Consider the following 16,310-nt stretch of genomic DNA (forward strand, 5'->3'; position numbering starts at 1 on the left):
CCCGGCCGTAGCGCAGCGGAGAGCCGGGACCGCCGCAGAAATCGACCGTTGTTGTTTTGAGCGGCCCCGGATCACGGCTTTCGCCGTGTCCGGGGTGACGTCTATGCGAGGCTTAGAAGGCCTCGGCGGGCATCTGCATCAGCACCTCGGCGCCGGTCTTCATCTTGGTCAGATGAGCCTGGGCGTCGGGCAGGATGCGCTCGACGAAGTAGCGGCCGGTCTGCAGCTTGGTGACGTAGTAGGGATCGGCGTCGCCGGCGGCGATCTTGGCCTGGGCCGACTTGGCCATCTGCGCCCACATATAGGCCAGGGCGGTCAGGCCGAAGATGTGCAGGTAGTCGGTCGAGGCGGCCCCGGCGTTGTCCGGGTTGGCCATGCCGTTCTGCATCAGCCACATGGTGCCGTCCTGCAGCTTCTTCTTGGTGTCGGCCAGGCCGTCGACGAAGGGCTTGATGGCCTCGTCGTCGCCGTTCTCGGCCACGAAGGCGTCGATGTCGGCGAACCAGCTCATGATGGCGCGGCCGCCGTTGGACGGCAGCTTGCGGCCCACCAGGTCCAGGGCCTGAATGCCGTTGGTGCCCTCATAGATCATGGTGATGCGCGCATCGCGCAGATACTGCGAGGCGGGGAAGTGCTCGGTATAGCCCGAGCCGCCGTGGACCTGCATGGCCAGCGAGGCGACGTGGAAGCCCTTGTCGGTCAGATAGGCTTTCAGCACGGGCGTGATCAGACCCATGTAGTCCTTGGCCTTGGTCGCCGTGGCCTCGTCCGAGGACTTCTGCAGGTCGGCTTGCAGGGCGGTCCACAGGATGAAGGCGCGCCCGCCTTCGACGAAGGCCTTGGACTCCAGCAGCATCCGGCGCACGTCGGGGTGAACCATGATCGGGTCGGCCGGGCCGTCCGGGTTCTTGGGCCCGGTCAGGGCGCGGCCCTGCAGGCGATCGTTGGCGAACTCGACGGCGGCCTGATAGGCGGCGTCGCCGATGGCCAGACCTTGCAGGCCGGTGCCGAGGCGGGCCTCGTTCATGACTACGAACATGTTGTTCATGCCGCGGCCTTCTTCGCCGATCAGCCAGCCCTTGGCGTTCTCATAGGCCATGACGCAGGTGGCGTTGCCATGGATGCCCATCTTGTGCTCGAGGCCGGCGCACTGGACGCCGTTGCGCTCGCCGATGGAGCCGTCTTCGTTCACCAGGAACTTCGGCACCACGAAGAGCGACAGGCCCTTGATGCCCGGAACCGCGCCTTCGACGCGGGCCAGGACGGTGTGGATGATGTTGTCGGCGAAGTCGTGCTCGCCCGCCGAGATCCAGATCTTCTGGCCGGTGATCGAATAGGAGCCGTCACCGTTCGGCACGGCCTTGGTGCGGACCATGCCCAGGTCGGTGCCGCATTGCGGCTCGGTCAGGTTCATGGTGCCGGTCCATTCGCCGGTCGCCATCTTGGGGAGGTATTTCTGCTTCAGTTCGGCCGAGGCGGAGGCCTCGATGCCGTGATAGGCGCCGCCCGTCAGGCCCGGATACATGGAGAAGGCCGCCGAGGCCGCCGCCGTGAACTGGCCGACCGCCATGGAGACGATAGACGGCAGGCCCTGGCCGCCGTACTCCGTGCCGAAGGCCAGGCTGGTCCAGCCGGCCTCGACCATCTGATGATAGGCCTCCTTCCAGCCCTTGGGCGTGGTGACGACGTCGCCTTCGATGGTGCAGCCTTCCTGATCGCCCGGACGGTTGATCGGGGCGATGACTTCCTCGGCGAACTTGCCGCCTTCCTCGATGATCTGGTCGATCAGGTCGCGCGACAGGTCGGCGTCGGCGAAGTGGTTGGCGTAGCGTTCGACCTCCAGCACGTCGTGCAGGACGAAGGACAGGTCGCGGACGGGCGCCTTGTAGGCCATGTTTAAGCTCTCGCTTTGAAAGGCTGGAAATGGGTGTCGGGGTTGAGCCGTTCGCTCAGCAGGCTGGCGTATTCGTCCGCCCCCGGCAGAAGGTCGGGGCGGTGTTCGCCCAGCTTGGACTCCATCCAGGCGCAGGCGTCTTCCGCCGTCTGGATGGCGCCCTCGATGTCTTCGAGTTGCTGTTTCAGCGCTTCGACCTGGGCGCGGTGACGACGCAGGGCCACGGCCATCTGATGGACGTTGTGATCCTTGCGGTCATACAGATCCAGCATCTCCTGGATCTCCTGCAGGGTGAAGCCGATCCGGCGACCCCGCAGGATCAGCTTCAGCCGGGCGCGGTCGCGGCTGTCATAGACCCGCGTCTGTCCCTTGCGGGCCGGGGTCAGCAGACCCTTGTCCTCATAGAAGCGCAGGGCGCGCGCGGTCGCCCCGAACTCGCGGCACAGGTGCCGGATGGAATAGGTGCGGTGATCGTCAGCGGTCGCCATCCGTCACACATAACTTGACGCGGACGTAAAGGGAAGCTTCTCGCTCGCCCCCTCGACAAGTTGTGAACGGCAGGGCCTCAAACGCAAATCGGCCGCGGAGAGCTTGCGCGCGCCGCGGCCGATCCGGGGAGGAAACTTGTGTCAGGCGCCTAGTGGCGACGGAACCAGAGCACCGGCGCCGTGATGGCGATCAGGAAGAGGTTGGTCAGGGCCAGGCCGATATCCAACTCCATGGCGTGCAGGATCAGCATGATGCTTTGCAGCGCCAGCAGGCCGACGCTGGCCGTCAGCAGCAGGGGACGGCCGACGCGCCAGGACACCAGCGGGGCCAGAACCATCAGGGCCAGCACGATCTCGACCACGCCCAGGCCGCGCACGAAGTTGACGCTGGCCATGGCGGGCCAGTGCATCAGCACGGTCAGGTTCTCCATCGACTCCGTCAGCTTGGCGTAGCCGGCCGCGACGAAGAACATCGCGATCCAGCCCTGGAAGGTCCAGAGCGTCAGGTTCAGGTAGTCGGATTTTGCGCGGGAGCGGGGCGTCAAGGTCGTCGAGGTCATGGCCGAAACCGGAGGTTTAATTAGTAACAGTTGCTAGATCAGATCGCCGAAGCCGACAGTCAAGGAAATGTAACAATCTGTGAACGGGGGTAGGCGCGACCTGCGGCGACGGCGTGGCTGAAACCACAATTCCCGGTAACCCGACGCGGATCGTCAAACGGCAATAGGCCGCTCGAAACGGGCTGTCAACGCCCGATGACATCAGTTGATGACATAGGCTGAAAGTGTAGCAAATACCGCTCAGCTTGGGGATGAATCCGGGCTGTTTTAAAGCGCCCAGGCGCTCCGGGCCGCGTCCAGGCGGGCCAGCTTGGCGTGCAGAGGGCCCCAGTCGTCCCCCTGTTCGATGGCTGACCAGAGGGCCTCGACCTCGTCGATCAGCATCTCTTCGGGTTCGGCGACGGCGAACATCGGAAGCTCCAGCCGCTCGGGCCGGTCGGGCTCATGCTCCAGCAGGGCGAAGCGGAAGGCGTCGAAGGCCTCGCCCTGATAGGTCTTGCCGCGCACGCCGCCCAGGGCGCGTGCCGAGGAGCTGAAGCCGCCGAACCAGTCGAAGAACAGCGGCTCCCAGCGCAGGGCCTCGCCCTTGTCACGCAGCAGGGCCAGGGTTGCGTCCAGCAGCCGCTGATCGGCCGCCTCGCTCAGGCTCTTGACGCCCAGCCGGTTCAAAAAGGCGGCGCGCAGGTGGCGGATATAGGCGGGCCCAAAGCCGTTCAGCGCCTCGGTCAGGGCGGCGACCTGCGGCTCGGCGATCAGCTTCAGGCATCCAGCCAACTGGGTCAGATTCCAGAACACCGCCTCGGGCTGACGCGCAAAGGCATAGAGGCCCTCGCTGTCGAAATAGGCGGCGGTGAAACCGGGTTCGTAGTGGGGCAGGAAACGCCAAGGGCCGTAGTCGAAGCTCTCGCCCGTGACGTTCAGATTGTCGGTGTTCAGCACGCCGTGGACGAAACCTGCGGATATCCACTTCGCCATCAGCCGCGCCGAGGCCTCGACCACGGCGGCGAGGAAGCCGGGGGCGTCGCCCGGCGCGACCGTCGGATGATAGAGGCTGCGGGCGTGTTCCAGCAGGGTCTCGATCTGATCCTTGCGGCCGTAATAGGCGGCGCGCTGGAAGGTCCCGAACCGGATATGGCTGTGCGACAGCCGCACCATGACCGCCGAACGGGTAGGCGACGGCTCGTCGTGACGGTCCAGCGCCTCGCCGGTCTCGACCAGCGACAGGATGCGGCAGGTCGGAACGCCCAGGCTTTCCAGCATGGCGGCGGCCAGAACCTCGCGCACGCCGCCCTTCAGCGTCAGCCGCCCGTCGGCGTGCCGCGACCAGGGGGTTTGACCTGAGCCCTTGGTGCCGAGGTCGAGAAGTCGAACACTCTTGTTTTCCCTATCGCCTCCCCCACGGAGGGAGACTGCTTGAGGGGTTTCTCTAAGCTGCGCCGCCAGAAACCCGCGCCCGTCGCCGATGTCGGGGTTGTAGGTGCGGAACTGATGGCCGTGATAGCGCATGGCGATCGGGCCGGGCTGGCCGGGCAGGGGAGCGAACCGCCCGAAATGGGCCAGCCATTCGTCGTCGCTCAGCGTCTCCAGCCCCACGCTTGCCGCTGCCCGGTCGTTGCGCACGCGCAGGATCGTCTGGGGAAAGTCCGCCGCCTGCACCGGATCGCCGTAGTCGGGGCCAAGGTCGATGAAGCGCGGATCGGGGCGATAGGCGGGGGAGACGGGCATGGGGGCCAGATGCGCGCTCGCCTCGTCTTTCGCAACCGCGAAGCCGGGGTTGAACCTGCGGCTGGGTAGGGTATTTTCATCGACAGAGATCAGGTCCCGCCTCGCTGATGTGCGACGGGGCCAGGCTGGCGCTCCATCCGATGCGAATCCAGTCCGGCGTCCGTCGATAACCTGACGCCACGACAGTCCTTTTGATTTCGGAGACCGCCGTGGCTACAAAATTAACTCTCGCCTTCCTCAAGACCGAGGCCGGCTCAGGCGCCGCCCTGGGCCTGGCCGCCGTCGCGGCCCTGATCGTCGCCAACTCGCCATGGGCCGGCGACTATTTCGCCTGGCTGAAGAGCGTGCATGTGCTTCAGGTCGGCCCCCTGCGGCTGGAGGAGACGATCTCCAACTGGATCAAGGAAGGCCTGATGGCGGTCTTCTTCCTCGTGGTCGGGCTGGAGATCAAATACGAGGTCCTCAAGGGCGAACTGAGCAACCCGAAGAAGCTGGCCCTGCCCATCATCGCCGCCGTGGGCGGGATGGCGGTTCCGGGCGTCATCTATCTGGCGGTGGCGGGCCTGCTGGGCGGGCCGTCGCAAGGCTGGCCCATACCGCTGGCCACCGACATCGCCTTCGCCCTGGCCGTCTTCGCGGTGGTGGGCAAGGGGCTGCCCAGTTCGCTGCGGGTCTTCCTGCTGACCCTGGCCATCGTCGATGATCTGGGCGCCATCGCCCTGATCGCCGTCCTGTTCAGCCAGGGCGTACAGTGGCTGCCGCTGCTGGGCGTGGCCGGACTGCTGGCCGCTTTCGCGTTTCTGGGGCGCCGACGCATGGCCGGGCCCTTCTGGGTGCTGGGCTTTGCGGCGGTCTGGTATCTGACGGTCCTGTCGGGCCTGTCGACGTCGCTGACGGCGGTGGCCTTCGCCATGATCGTGCCGGTCGAGCCGCGCCGTGAGACCTCGCAGAGCCCGCTGAAGGAGGCCATGCACGATCTGCACCCTTACGTCGCCTTCCTGGTCCTGCCGCTGTTCGCCTTCGCCAAGGCCGGCGTCTCGTTCGCGGGCCTTTCGCTGGAGCAGGCCTTCGCCCCCCTGGTCATCGCCGTGGCCCTGGGTCTCTTCATCGGCAAGCAGGTCGGGGTCTTCGGGGCCGCCTGGCTGGCCGCCAAACTGAGGATCGGCGACAAGCCCTCGGGCGCCAGCTGGCTGCAGCTCTACGGCGTCAGCCTGCTGTGCGGCATCGGTTTCACCATGAGTCTGTTCATCGGCGTGCTGGCCTTCCCCGGGGCGGTGGATTCGCCCGAGCAGATCGAGGTCAAGTTGGGCGTAATAGGCGGATCCCTGCTTTCAGCACTGGCGGCGGCTGTGATTCTGCACCTCGCCGCGCGACATCAGAAGCAAAGGGAAGAGATGTCGTCTGCCCCGATGTTGAAGTAAACGCTGATAATATTGACCTTGCGTCATCGAATTTTGTCGCTTTCACGCCACATATAGAGCGACGTGGGCTGAAATCGCCGTTCGCAGCTTGGCGGCTTCTTGTCGCTGTCCCGGCGCTGGCTTACGCCTGTCAATGGAGAATTCACGCCGTTCAATGAGCGTGGATCGACAGGGACAGGAATCGCCACGGTCGCCGCGGGCGGCCGGGCCACAGAGCCGGGGAGCCGCTTCATGCGTTTCAACACTATCCTTCGCTGCACCGCGTCGGCCGCCGTCGTCGGCGCCGTCGCCTTCGGTTTCGCCGGCGCCGCCTCGGCCCAGGACGGGCCGACCACGGTCGACGACATCATCGTCACCGCCCAGAAACGCGAACAGAACCTGCAGGACGTGCCGATCGTGGTCACGACCCTGTCGCAGGAAGCGCTGAACGGCGCCGGGGTTCGCGACATCAAGGATCTGCAGATCCTGACGCCGGGCATGACCGTCACCTCGACCCAGTCGGAAGCCTCGACCACCGCCCGTATCCGCGGCGTCGGCACGGTCGGCGACAACCCCGGCCTGGAAAGCTCGGTCGGCGTGGTCATCGACGGCGTCTATCGCTCGCGCAACGGCGTCGGCTTCGGCGACCTGGGCGAACTGAGCCGCATCGAGGTTCTGAAGGGGCCGCAGGGCACCCTGTTCGGCAAGAACACCTCGGCCGGCGTGATCAACATCATCTCCGAGGCGCCCTCCTTCACTCCCGGCTTCAACGCCGAGGCCACCTACGGCAACTTCAACGCCTGGGGGATCGCCGGCTCGGTCACCGGTCCGATCACCGACCAGATCGCCGGTCGCCTCTATGTCGCCAAGCGCGAGCGTGACGGCTTCTATGACGTTGTGACCGGCGCCGGACCGCGCACCGAGACCGACGATCAGAACCAGAACTTCTGGACCGCGCGCGGCCAGTTGCTGATCCTGCCGTCGGATGAGGTGTCGATCCGCCTGATCGCCGACTATTCCAAGCGCGACGAGTACTGCTGCGTCTCCACCCAGATCCGAACCGGTCCGACCTATGGGGCCGTGGTGGCCGTGGGCGGCCAGCAGACGCCCCCCGCCGCCGGTTTCGGTCCTCTGCCCTTCTCGCGCACGGCCTACGCCAACCGCAGCACGGCGCAGCAGATGGAAGACATGGGCTTCTCGGCTGAAGCCAATATCGACATCCCCTCGTGGGACGCGACCCTGACCTCGATCACTTCCTGGCGGAACTGGGAGGGGATCAACGGCATGGACCTCGACTACAACACCGCCGACACCCTCTACCGCAAGGATGACGGCAACTACGGCTTCGAGCTGGAGAACCTGACCCAGGAGTTCCGCCTGGCCGGTTCCAATGAACGTCTGGACTGGCTGTTCGGTGCCTTCTTCACCAAGGAGGACATCAGCCGGGCCGACAGCTACTGGTACGGGGCCGCCTACACCCCCTTCCTGTCCTTGCTGCTGTCGTCGCAGTTGAACGCCGCCAACCCGGCACTGCCGGTCAGCCCGAACGTCATCGGCTGCTTCAGCCGTCCGGGCCAGTCCGCCGCAGGTCTCGGCGGCTGCCTCGCCACCGGCGGGATGAGCCCTTCGGGTCCGACCGCCGCGACCGGTCCGGGCTTCGGCCTCGGCGAAGGCGTCCGCGACCACTACAGCCAGAGCACCGAATCCTTCGCCTTCTTCACCAACAACACCGTGCATCTGACCGACAAGTTCGATCTGACGCTCGGCCTGCGCTACACGCAGGATCACAAGCGCCTGCTGGGGGTCCAGGACAATGTCGGGACGAACGGCGCCGCCTGCGGCGGGACCCTGGCCAATGCTGCGGCCATCCAGGGCGTGTTCGGCACGACGGTCGGTCCGCGCCTGATCGGCAACATCTGTCTGCCTTGGGCCAACCCTCTCTATGACAATCGCCGTCTGTCGGAAGAGAACACGGGCGGCGAGTTTACCGGCACGATCAAGGCCAGCTATCGCCTCAACGACAGCGTCATGGCCTACGGGTCCTACGCCCACGGCTACAAGTCGTTCGGCTATAATCTGGACCGGGTGCAGAACGGGATCACGCCGACGGCCTCGCTCTACTTCCCGGCTGAAACCGTCGACAGCTATGAGCTGGGCCTGAAGAACACCCTGTTCGACCGCACCGTCCTGCTGAACATCACCTACTTCCATCAGACGTTCGACGACTTCCAGCTCAACACCTTCCTGGGCACGGCCTTTGTGGTCGAATCCATTCCCGAGCTGAAGTCGCAGGGCTTCGACGCCGACTTCGTCTGGTTCACCCCGATCGAGGGCCTGTCGTTCACCAGCGGCCTGACCTACACCGACACCAAGTACGGCGACTTCACCGCGGCCGACATGACCAACCCCGGCAACTTCCCGCAGCTGTCCCTGCTGCCGGGGGCGCGGGCGTCCTTCGCCCCGGAATGGTCGGCGACGGGCTCGGTGGCCTTCAACCGTTCGATCGGGGCGGGCCTGAAGGTCGGCTTCAACCTGTCGGCCAAGTATTCGACGGAATACAACACCGGCTCGGACCTGCTGCCCTACAAGATGCAGGACGCCTTCACCCTGGTGAACGGCCGCGTCACCCTGGGTGCCGAAGACGACCGCTGGAACCTGGACCTCTGGGCCCAGAACCTGACGGACGAGGAATACAAGCAGGTGGCCATCAACGCGCCGCTGCAAGGCTCCGCCTTCCAGACGACGATTCAGCCGAACGGGACCTTCTACAACCCGGCGCTGGACACCCAGACCTACAACGCCTTCCTGGGCCAGCCGCGCACCTATGGCGCCACCCTGCGCGTCAAATACTGATCGACCTTCGCCTTTAAGGGCGAAAAGAGAAGGCGGTCCGGAGCCATCCGGGCCGCCTTTTTCTTTGGTCGAATGTCAATCGCCAAGAGATCGGGCGGTTAGGCGGCCGAGACGGCGGCGGCCACGAAAAAGCCCCCGGAGATCGCTCCCCGGGGGCCAGGATATGAAGGCTTGCGCTGTTCTAGTCGGGAAGGGCGGCGGGTTCGGCGGGACGGCTGCCGTCGGCCAGCTTGCGTTGCCCTGCAAACATCCGGCCGAGTTGGCGACGGCCGAAACCGGCGATGTCGTCGACGATGGTGAAGATGGCCGGAATGTAGAGCAGCGACAGGAAGGTCGAGGAGATCAGACCGCCCAGCACGGCGATGGCCATGGGGGAACGGAACTCGACGTCGGCGCCGATGCCCATGGCGATGGGCACCATGCCGGCCCCCATGGCGAAGGTGGTCATCAGGATGGGGCGCGCCCGCTTGTGGGCGGCGTCCATGATGGCCTCGCGACGGCTCATGCCGCCCTCCTTCTCGGCGATGATGATGTAGTCCACCAGCAGGATGGAGTTCTTGGCCGCGATCCCCATCAGCATCAGCACCCCGATCAGGGCCGACATCGAGAAGCTCTTGCCGCCGATCACCAGGCCGATGAAGGCGCCGCCGATGGCCAGGGGCAGGGCGGCCATGATGGTGACCGGATAGGCGAAGCTTTTGAACAGCAGGGTCAGAACCGCATACATCAGCAGGATGCCGGAGATGAAGGCGATCCCGAAGCCGACCAGCATTTCCTGGATGAACTCGGCGTCGCCAGCCGGCACCTGACGCACGCCGGCAGGCAGGTTCTTGACCGAGGGCAGGCGATTGACGGCCTGACCTGCCGCGCCCGTGGTGATGCCGTCCAGCTCGGCCGTGATCGAGGCGATGCGCGAGCGATCCTGACGACTGACGGTGGCCGGACCGGCGCCGAACTCGATGTCGGCCACGGCGCTGAGCGGCACCGAGGCGCCGGAGGCGGTCGGGACGCGCAGGTTTTCCAGCACGTTCAGGTCTTCGCGGGCGGCTTCGGTCAGTTGCAGCCGGATCGGAATCTGGCGGTCGCCCAGGTTGTACTTGGGCAGGTTCTGCTCGATGTCGCCGATAGTGGCGACGCGCACGGCCTGCGAGATCGAACCGGCTGAGACGCCCAGCAGGGCGGCCTCGTCCGGGCGCGGGCTGACCAGGATTTCCGGACGGGCGATGGCGGCGGTGTTGACCACATTGGCCAGACCCGGCACGCCGCGCATCTCTTCCTCGACCTTGCGGGCTGCGGCTTCCAGGGCCACGGGATCGTCGCCGAGGATGGAGAAGGTGTAGCTGGTGCCGTCGCTGGGTCCGCCGCCCTGCTGGGCGATGCCGGCCCTGATGCGCGCGCCCGGGATCTGTTTCATTTCATCGACCAGGACCCGCGCAAAGGCTTGCTGGCTGAGCGCGCGCTCGCCCTTGGGAACCAGATCGGCATAGACGTTGGCCTGACCCACGTCCTGACCGCCGATGGCGGCGTAGACGGAGGTGACTTCTGGCCGAGCGTTGAGCTTCTGCGTCACCTGCTGCACCACGGCGTCGGTCTGGCGCAGGGTCGAACCCGGCGGCAGTTCGATCTGGAAGGCGGCGCGGCTCTCGTCGCCGGGCGACATGAACTCGAACGACATCTTGGAGACGACCGACAGGCCGACCGAGCCGACCAGGAAGAGCGCGCCCATGACGAACACCTTCCAGCGGTTGCCCAGGCACCAGTGCAGGGCGCGCAGATAGCCCTTCATCCAGAAGGGGTCCTTGTCCTCGTGCTTGGTGTGCTTCAGCAGATAGGCCGCCATCAGCGGTGTCAGCGTCCGCGCCACCACCAGCGAGAAGAAGACGCTGATGCAGGCGGCCAGGGCGAAGGCCTTGAAGAACTGGCCGATGATGCCGGGCATGAAGCCGACCGGCGCGAAGACGGCGATGATGGTGCCGGTCGTCGCCACGACGGCCAGACCGATCTCGTCCGCAGCCTCGAAGGCGGCGTCATAGGGTGGTTTGCCGTCGCGCATGTGGCGGACGATGTTCTCGATCTCGACGATGGCGTCATCGACCAGGATGCCGATGGTCAGGGACAGGGCCAGCAGGGTCACGACATTCAGCGACTGATCCATCGGCCCGAGCAGGGCGAAGGTCGGGATCAGCGACATCGGCATGGCCGTGGCCGCGATCAGGGTCGCGCGCCAGTCGCGCAGGAAGATGAAGACGACGATGACCGCGAGCACGGCGCCCAGCAGCAGGGCTTCCAGCGAGGCCAGATAGCTTTCCTCGATATACTGGACGCTGGAGGTGACCTGTTCGATGGTCAGTTCCGGGTGGGCTTCATCGATCTTGGCGACTTCCTCGCGGACCTTTTCCGCGACCTTGACCTCGCTGGCCTCACGCGAGCGCAGGAAGTTGAAGGTGACCGCTTCCTGCCCGTTGTAGCGGGCCAGACGGCGCGGTTCGCCCCACTTGTCGACGACGGCGCCCAGGTCGCCCAGGCGGACGCTCTTGCCGCCGCCCAAGGGGATGAGGGTCGCGCGGAGCTGGTCGACCGAGCCGGCGGCGCCCAGGGTTCGGACGGCGCGTTCCGATCCGGCCACGGTGACGCGGCCGCCGGGCAGGTTGTTGTTGACGTTGTTCAGGGCCTGGCTGACCTCGGCGGCGGTGACGCCGTAGGCGGACAGGCGCTGGGGGTCCAGTTCGACCCGGATTTCGCGATCGACGCCGCCTGAACGGTTGACCTCGCCGACGCCGCCCAGCGCCAGCAGGGCCCGGCTCATTTCGTTGTCGATGAACCAGCTGATCTGTTCCGGCGTCATCGTGGGCGAGCGCACGACATAGGTGATCAGGGCGTCGCCGGTGATGTCGATGCGCTGAACCGTCGGTTCCTGCATGTCCTGAGGCAGCGAGCCGCGCACGCCGCTCATGGCGTTGCGGACGTCGTTGGTGGCGCGCTCCGTGTCGGTGCCCAGCTCGAACTCTATGGTGGTCGAGGACACGCCGTCGGTGACGTTGGAATAGATGTGGCGCACGCCCGACAGACCCGCGATCGAGTCCTCGATGACCCGGGTGACCTGGACTTCCATTTCGGCGGGCGCCGCGCCGGGGCGGGCGGCGCTGACGGCGACGATGGGGAAGTCGATGTCGGGGTTGTTGTTGATCCGCATCCCCATGAAACCGGTCACGCCGCCGAGGGTCAGCAGCACGAACAGCAGGATGATGGGAATGGGATTCTTGATGGCCCAGGAGGAGATGTTGTTCATGGCCGGGCCTTACTTCGCGGCCGGCCTGACCGCCGCAGGTGCGGCGGCGGAGGAGGCGGCGGGCGCGGCGGCGATGGTCACCTTGTCACCCTCGTTCAGGAAGCCGGCGCCCTGGACCACGACACGGACGCCGGGCTCGATCCCGCTGACCGAGGTCTGGTCGTCCTGACGCGACAGCACCGTCACGGGCCGGAAATGGGCGGCGGACTGGGCGTCCAGCACGAAGACGCCAGACTTGTTGTTGCGATAGAGAACCGCGCCGGTCGGCACGACGGTCGTCGGCTGGGCCCCGGCGGTGATGGAGGCGCGAGCGAACATGCCTGGCTTGAGGCCGCTGCCCGGCGACAGGCTGATGCGGGCCAGGCCGAGGCGGGTCTCGGCGTCGACCTCAGGCGTGACGATGCGGATCGTACCGCTGGTGGCGACGCCTTCGGTCGAGGTGATGGTGGCGGTCTGGCCGGCGCGCAGTGCGGGCAGGTCGGTCTCCGGCACCTGGGCGTCCAGCTCCAGACGGCCGTCGCGGACCATGCGGAACAGCTGGGTCCCGGCTTCCACGATCTGACCGCGCGTGACGTTGCGGCTGATGATCAGGCCCGAAACCGGCGCCTTGATCTCGCTCTGGGCCAGGCGGGTGCGCGTCTCGGACAAGGCGGCGCGGGCGGAGGCGAGATTGGCCTGGGAGGCGCGCTGGTTCGCCAGGGCGGTGTCCAGCGAGGCCTGGCTGAGGAAGCCGCGTTCCTTCAACTCCTGGGCGCGACCCAGGGCGGCGTCGTCGCGGGCGGCGTTGGCCTCGGCGGTCTGCACGCCGGCCTGCTGCTGGCGCAGCTGGGCCTGCAACAGGGCGTCGTTCAGCTTGACCAGGACCTGGCCCTGGCGAACGTAGGACCCTTCGTCGACAAAGACGCCGACGGCCGTCAGGCCCCCAGTCTCGGCGCCGACCGGCACCTCTTCCCATGCTGACACCGTGCCCGAGGCGACGATGACGCGCGGGAGAGCCTGTTCGATCGCCGTGGCGGCGCTGACGGTCTGACGCGACACGCCCGCAGCCTTGTTCCCGGCCTTGGACTTGTCGTCCCCATGGCTGCCGCAGGCGGAAAGCGTCAGGGCCGCGGCTGCAGCCAGAAGCAGGGCCGGGACGGCGCTCGGGAAAGGCAGGGAATTCGCCACGTGCGGAGATCCTTGAAAGGGTCGGTGCAGGGAGGGCGCGAACCTTCTGTCCGGCGCCGGACACGAGTTGGATAGCCAGGCTTCTTAGCGTTTCAGCGAGGCGTTCTCAAACCTAGCCTGCCAGCATTACCGCGAAGTAATACGGTCGAATTTTCTTCCCGGATGGCCGTCAGGGGCGGTCGCGTTCCGGCAAGGCGGCGATCTCGGCGTCGCTCAGGCGCTTGACGACGCGGACACGGCACGGCGTGACCGGGGGCGTCGTTCCGGACGGCACGATCATGGTCCAGTCGCCCGTACACATCCGGCTCAAACCGTCCTGGGGCAGGAAGGCCAGGCCCATGGCGTTCTCAAGGTCGCGGCAATAGCCAGCCGCTTGCAACTGGAACACGCTCTTGCCCGAGCCGCGCAGGTAGATGGTGTCGTTGCGGACCCGGAAACTCGAGACTTGATCCTGGAAGAGGCATTGTCGCGCCGAACTGGCGCCCTCTGCCGGCGGGCTCGAGGTTGTCGGCGCGCATCCCGAAAGGACGGCGACGCCAGCTGCGATGAGGGCGAGGGGGGAGAAGAGGCGCGACATTGAGGGCTCCGTGCAGGCTCTGCGGCGCAGCTTATCTCCGGGATAATGAACCGCGCCTGTCTAAGAGATGGAAGCCGATGTTGGTTGCGGCGCGAAACGCAGGGCGTCCAGCCTTTGCGCAAAGACCATGGGAAGCGGCGACGGCTGGTCCAGGATGAGAGCCGCCAGATGGTCGCCAAGCAGGGGAGCCACGCAGAAGCCGCGCGATCCCAGACCGGTCAAGACGTAGAGGCCGGTCTGGCTCAGGCGGCCGGCCAAGGGCAGGCGATCGGGCGTGGTGGCGCGCACGGCTGTGCGACTCTGCGACGGTCCGGCAGCCTCGACACGGGCGGCCAGACACGGCAGCGCGGACGTCAGGGTGTCGCGGTTGCGGGCAGAAGCCTGATCGTCCGGCGTGACGTCGGTCTTGCCCCGGTCGTGGGTGGCGCCGAACAGCAGGCCGCTGCCTGTGGGCACGGCATATCCGCCCCAGGCCACAGGCGAGGTCGTCGGTCCGTCGATCCAGTCAGCCTGGCCTGAGACAGGCGACAGCGCCAGTTCGCGGTGCAACGTCGCGGCGCCCCAGCCGGCGGTCACAACGACGACGTCGGCCTCCAGCAGGTCTCGACCCGAAGCATGGCCCAGGCGCCAGCCTCCCCCCTCTCGCGGCTGGATCGAGGCGACGCTGGCGGTCACACGTTCAGCGCCGACCAGCCAGGATTCCAGCACCGCCGCGGGACGCAGGGCCAGCGCCCCGCCCATGTGCAGGGCGCCGGCCATGACCGGCTCGTCCAGATGGCGCGAGGCGGTCTCGCGGTCGAGCCGGCTCATGGCGCCCGCAGGCCAGAGGGTCTGGCCGGCGATCTTGTCGAAGCGCGCCGCATCGCGCGGGGCCTGTTCCAGTTGCAGCACGCCCTCGGCTATCACCGCGCCGGGCAGGACGGCATAGAGGTCGCGGGCGCGTTCCAGAGCCTGGGCGTGGAAGCCGGCGATCATGGCGTCGCCGGCGTCGAGGCGGGGCGTGACCAGAGCGGCGGGAAAGCCCGATCCGCCGGCGCCGGATTTCTCGGCCTCGACCACGGTGACGCGGGCGCCGCCGGCGATGAGGGCGCGGGCCACCGAGGCTCCGGCGATCCCGGCGCCGATGACGGCGACGTGGGGCGGCCTGGCGACAGCGGGGGGCGGCGAGGGCAGGTGCGCCTCCAGGCGTTCTCGCTTGCGCCCGTGGCCGGGTTTCTTCTCGACGACGAAGCCCTGATCCGCCAATCCGCGCCGCACGGCGCCAGCGACGGTGAAGGTGGCGACCCTCGCCCCCGGGGACGACCGGGCGGCGATCAGCGCCATGACGTGCGGCGTCCACATGCCGGGGTTGAGCGCGGGCGAGAAGCCGTCGAGGAACCAGGCGTCGGCGGGGCCGGACCATTGGCTCAGCGCCCATTCGGCGTCGCCGACGGCCAGGTCGATGCTGGCGTTCCACTGCGGCAGGTCGAGCCGGTGGAAGCCGGGCGTGCCCTGTGGCCAGGCGGACAGCAGGGCGTTCGCCGTCTCGGCCAGTTCGGGCCAGGCTGCAACGGCGCGGGCGGCCTCGTCGCGGGTCAGGGGAAAGCCCTCTATGGTGAAGACGTGCAGGCGGCCGTCAACGGGCCGGGAGCGCCGCCACAGGTCCAGCAGGGCCACGATGTTCAGCCCGGTGCCGAAGCCCAGTTCAGCCACGGTGAAGTCGGCGCGGTCGGCCCAGGCGTCCGGCAGGCCGCAGCCTTCGAGGAAGACGGCGCGGGTCTCGGCCAGGCCGTCGTCCTTGGAGAAATAGACGTCGCCGAATCGGCCGGAACGGGGCGAGCCGTCCTCGGCCCAGAACAACTGGGGGGAGGCGGTGTCGTTTACGTTGGCGGGGGCTTCATCGGACATGGCGGGGCTTTAGCGGCCTCGCGCGTGGCGGGATAGCGTGCACGAAAAAAGGGGCCGTCCGAAGACGACCCCTTTCCGCATCGCGACCCGTAGGGCCGCGATCCAAGACGTAAGTCTTAGTGAGCGGCAGCCGGAGCGGCCGGAGCAGCGGCGGCGTCAGCAGCCGGAGCAGCAGCAGCGGCTTCAGCAGCGGCGGCCGGAGCAGCGGCGGCAGCTTCGCCAGCGGCGGCAGCGGCGTCGGTGGCAGCGGCGTCGGCGGTCGCAGCAGCGTCCGTGGCGGTTGCAGCGGCGTCGGTGGCGTCGGCAGCGGCGTCTTCAACCTTGTCGGTGGCGGCGGGTTGGCAAGCGGCCAGAGCCAGAGCAGCGGCCGAAGCGGCGATCAGAGCGGTGATGCGCATAGTTTTTTATCCTTCAGAAGGGAAACGCGAGATCATGAATCCTCGCTGAGAGGAGATAACGGGATCGTGAGC

11 protein-coding genes are annotated in these 16,310 nt (G+C 67.0%); 2 read left to right on the plus strand and 9 right to left on the minus strand.

The features are described from left to right. Positions 1-112: 112 nt before the first annotated feature. From ACOZBP_RS14600 to ACOZBP_RS14615, 4 genes are all read right to left on the minus strand, one after another. A complete protein-coding gene (locus ACOZBP_RS14600) occupies positions 113-1,894 on the minus strand; it encodes an acyl-CoA dehydrogenase C-terminal domain-containing protein (protein ID WP_422677045.1) in 1,782 nt (593 codons plus the stop codon). Positions 1,895-1,896: 2 nt separating this feature from the next. Then, positions 1,897-2,382 carry a MerR family transcriptional regulator gene (locus tag ACOZBP_RS14605; protein ID WP_422677046.1) on the minus strand — a complete coding sequence of 162 codons (486 nt, stop codon included), beginning with the start codon at positions 2,380-2,382 and terminating at the stop codon, positions 1,897-1,899. Between the two features lie 149 nt (positions 2,383-2,531). Then, complete coding sequence (locus ACOZBP_RS14610) at positions 2,532-2,942, minus strand: DoxX family protein (protein WP_422677047.1); 411 nt, start codon at positions 2,940-2,942, stop codon at positions 2,532-2,534. Between the two features lie 267 nt (positions 2,943-3,209). Continuing rightward, complete coding sequence (locus ACOZBP_RS14615; protein ID WP_422677048.1) at positions 3,210-4,667, minus strand: protein adenylyltransferase SelO; 1,458 nt, start codon at positions 4,665-4,667, stop codon at positions 3,210-3,212. Between the two features lie 209 nt (positions 4,668-4,876). Here ACOZBP_RS14615 and nhaA point away from each other — a divergent pair, with 209 nt between their 5' ends. Both nhaA and ACOZBP_RS14625 read left to right on the plus strand, forming a co-directional pair. Further along, complete coding sequence (nhaA, locus tag ACOZBP_RS14620) at positions 4,877-6,088, plus strand: Na+/H+ antiporter NhaA (protein ID WP_422677049.1); 1,212 nt, start codon at positions 4,877-4,879, stop codon at positions 6,086-6,088. A gap of 231 nt (positions 6,089-6,319) precedes the next feature. Then, entirely contained in the window at positions 6,320-8,920 is a 2,601-nt protein-coding gene (locus tag ACOZBP_RS14625) for a TonB-dependent receptor (protein WP_422677050.1), read from the plus strand. Positions 8,921-9,101: 181 nt separating this feature from the next. Here the strand turns inward: ACOZBP_RS14625 and ACOZBP_RS14630 are convergent, their stop codons facing one another. The 5 genes from ACOZBP_RS14630 to ACOZBP_RS14650 all read right to left on the minus strand — a co-directional run bounded on the left by ACOZBP_RS14630 (position 9,102) and on the right by ACOZBP_RS14650 (position 16,238). After that, positions 9,102-12,209 carry an efflux RND transporter permease subunit gene (locus ACOZBP_RS14630; protein ID WP_422677051.1) on the minus strand — a complete coding sequence of 1,036 codons (3,108 nt, stop codon included), beginning with the start codon at positions 12,207-12,209 and terminating at the stop codon, positions 9,102-9,104. Positions 12,210-12,218: 9 nt separating this feature from the next. Further along, on the minus strand, positions 12,219-13,376 hold the full coding sequence (locus tag ACOZBP_RS14635) for an efflux RND transporter periplasmic adaptor subunit (RefSeq protein WP_422677052.1): 1,158 nt from the start codon (positions 13,374-13,376) through the stop codon (positions 12,219-12,221). 169 nt (positions 13,377-13,545) lie between these two features. Next, positions 13,546-13,953: a hypothetical protein gene (locus ACOZBP_RS14640; RefSeq protein ID WP_422677053.1), complete on the minus strand. Its 408-nt coding sequence runs from the start codon at positions 13,951-13,953 to the stop codon at positions 13,546-13,548. Between the two features lie 60 nt (positions 13,954-14,013). Then, complete coding sequence (gene mnmD / locus ACOZBP_RS14645) at positions 14,014-15,840, minus strand: tRNA (5-methylaminomethyl-2-thiouridine)(34)-methyltransferase MnmD (protein WP_422677054.1); 1,827 nt, start codon at positions 15,838-15,840, stop codon at positions 14,014-14,016. A 116-nt stretch (positions 15,841-15,956) separates the two neighbouring features. Further along, positions 15,957-16,238 (minus strand): hypothetical protein, encoded by a 282-nt coding sequence (locus tag ACOZBP_RS14650; RefSeq protein ID WP_292034574.1) that lies wholly within the window; start codon positions 16,236-16,238, stop codon positions 15,957-15,959. Positions 16,239-16,310: the final 72 nt, after the last annotated feature.

This window comes from Brevundimonas sp. NPDC058933 (assembly GCF_049315965.1).
GTDB lineage: Bacteria > Pseudomonadota > Alphaproteobacteria > Caulobacterales > Caulobacteraceae > Brevundimonas.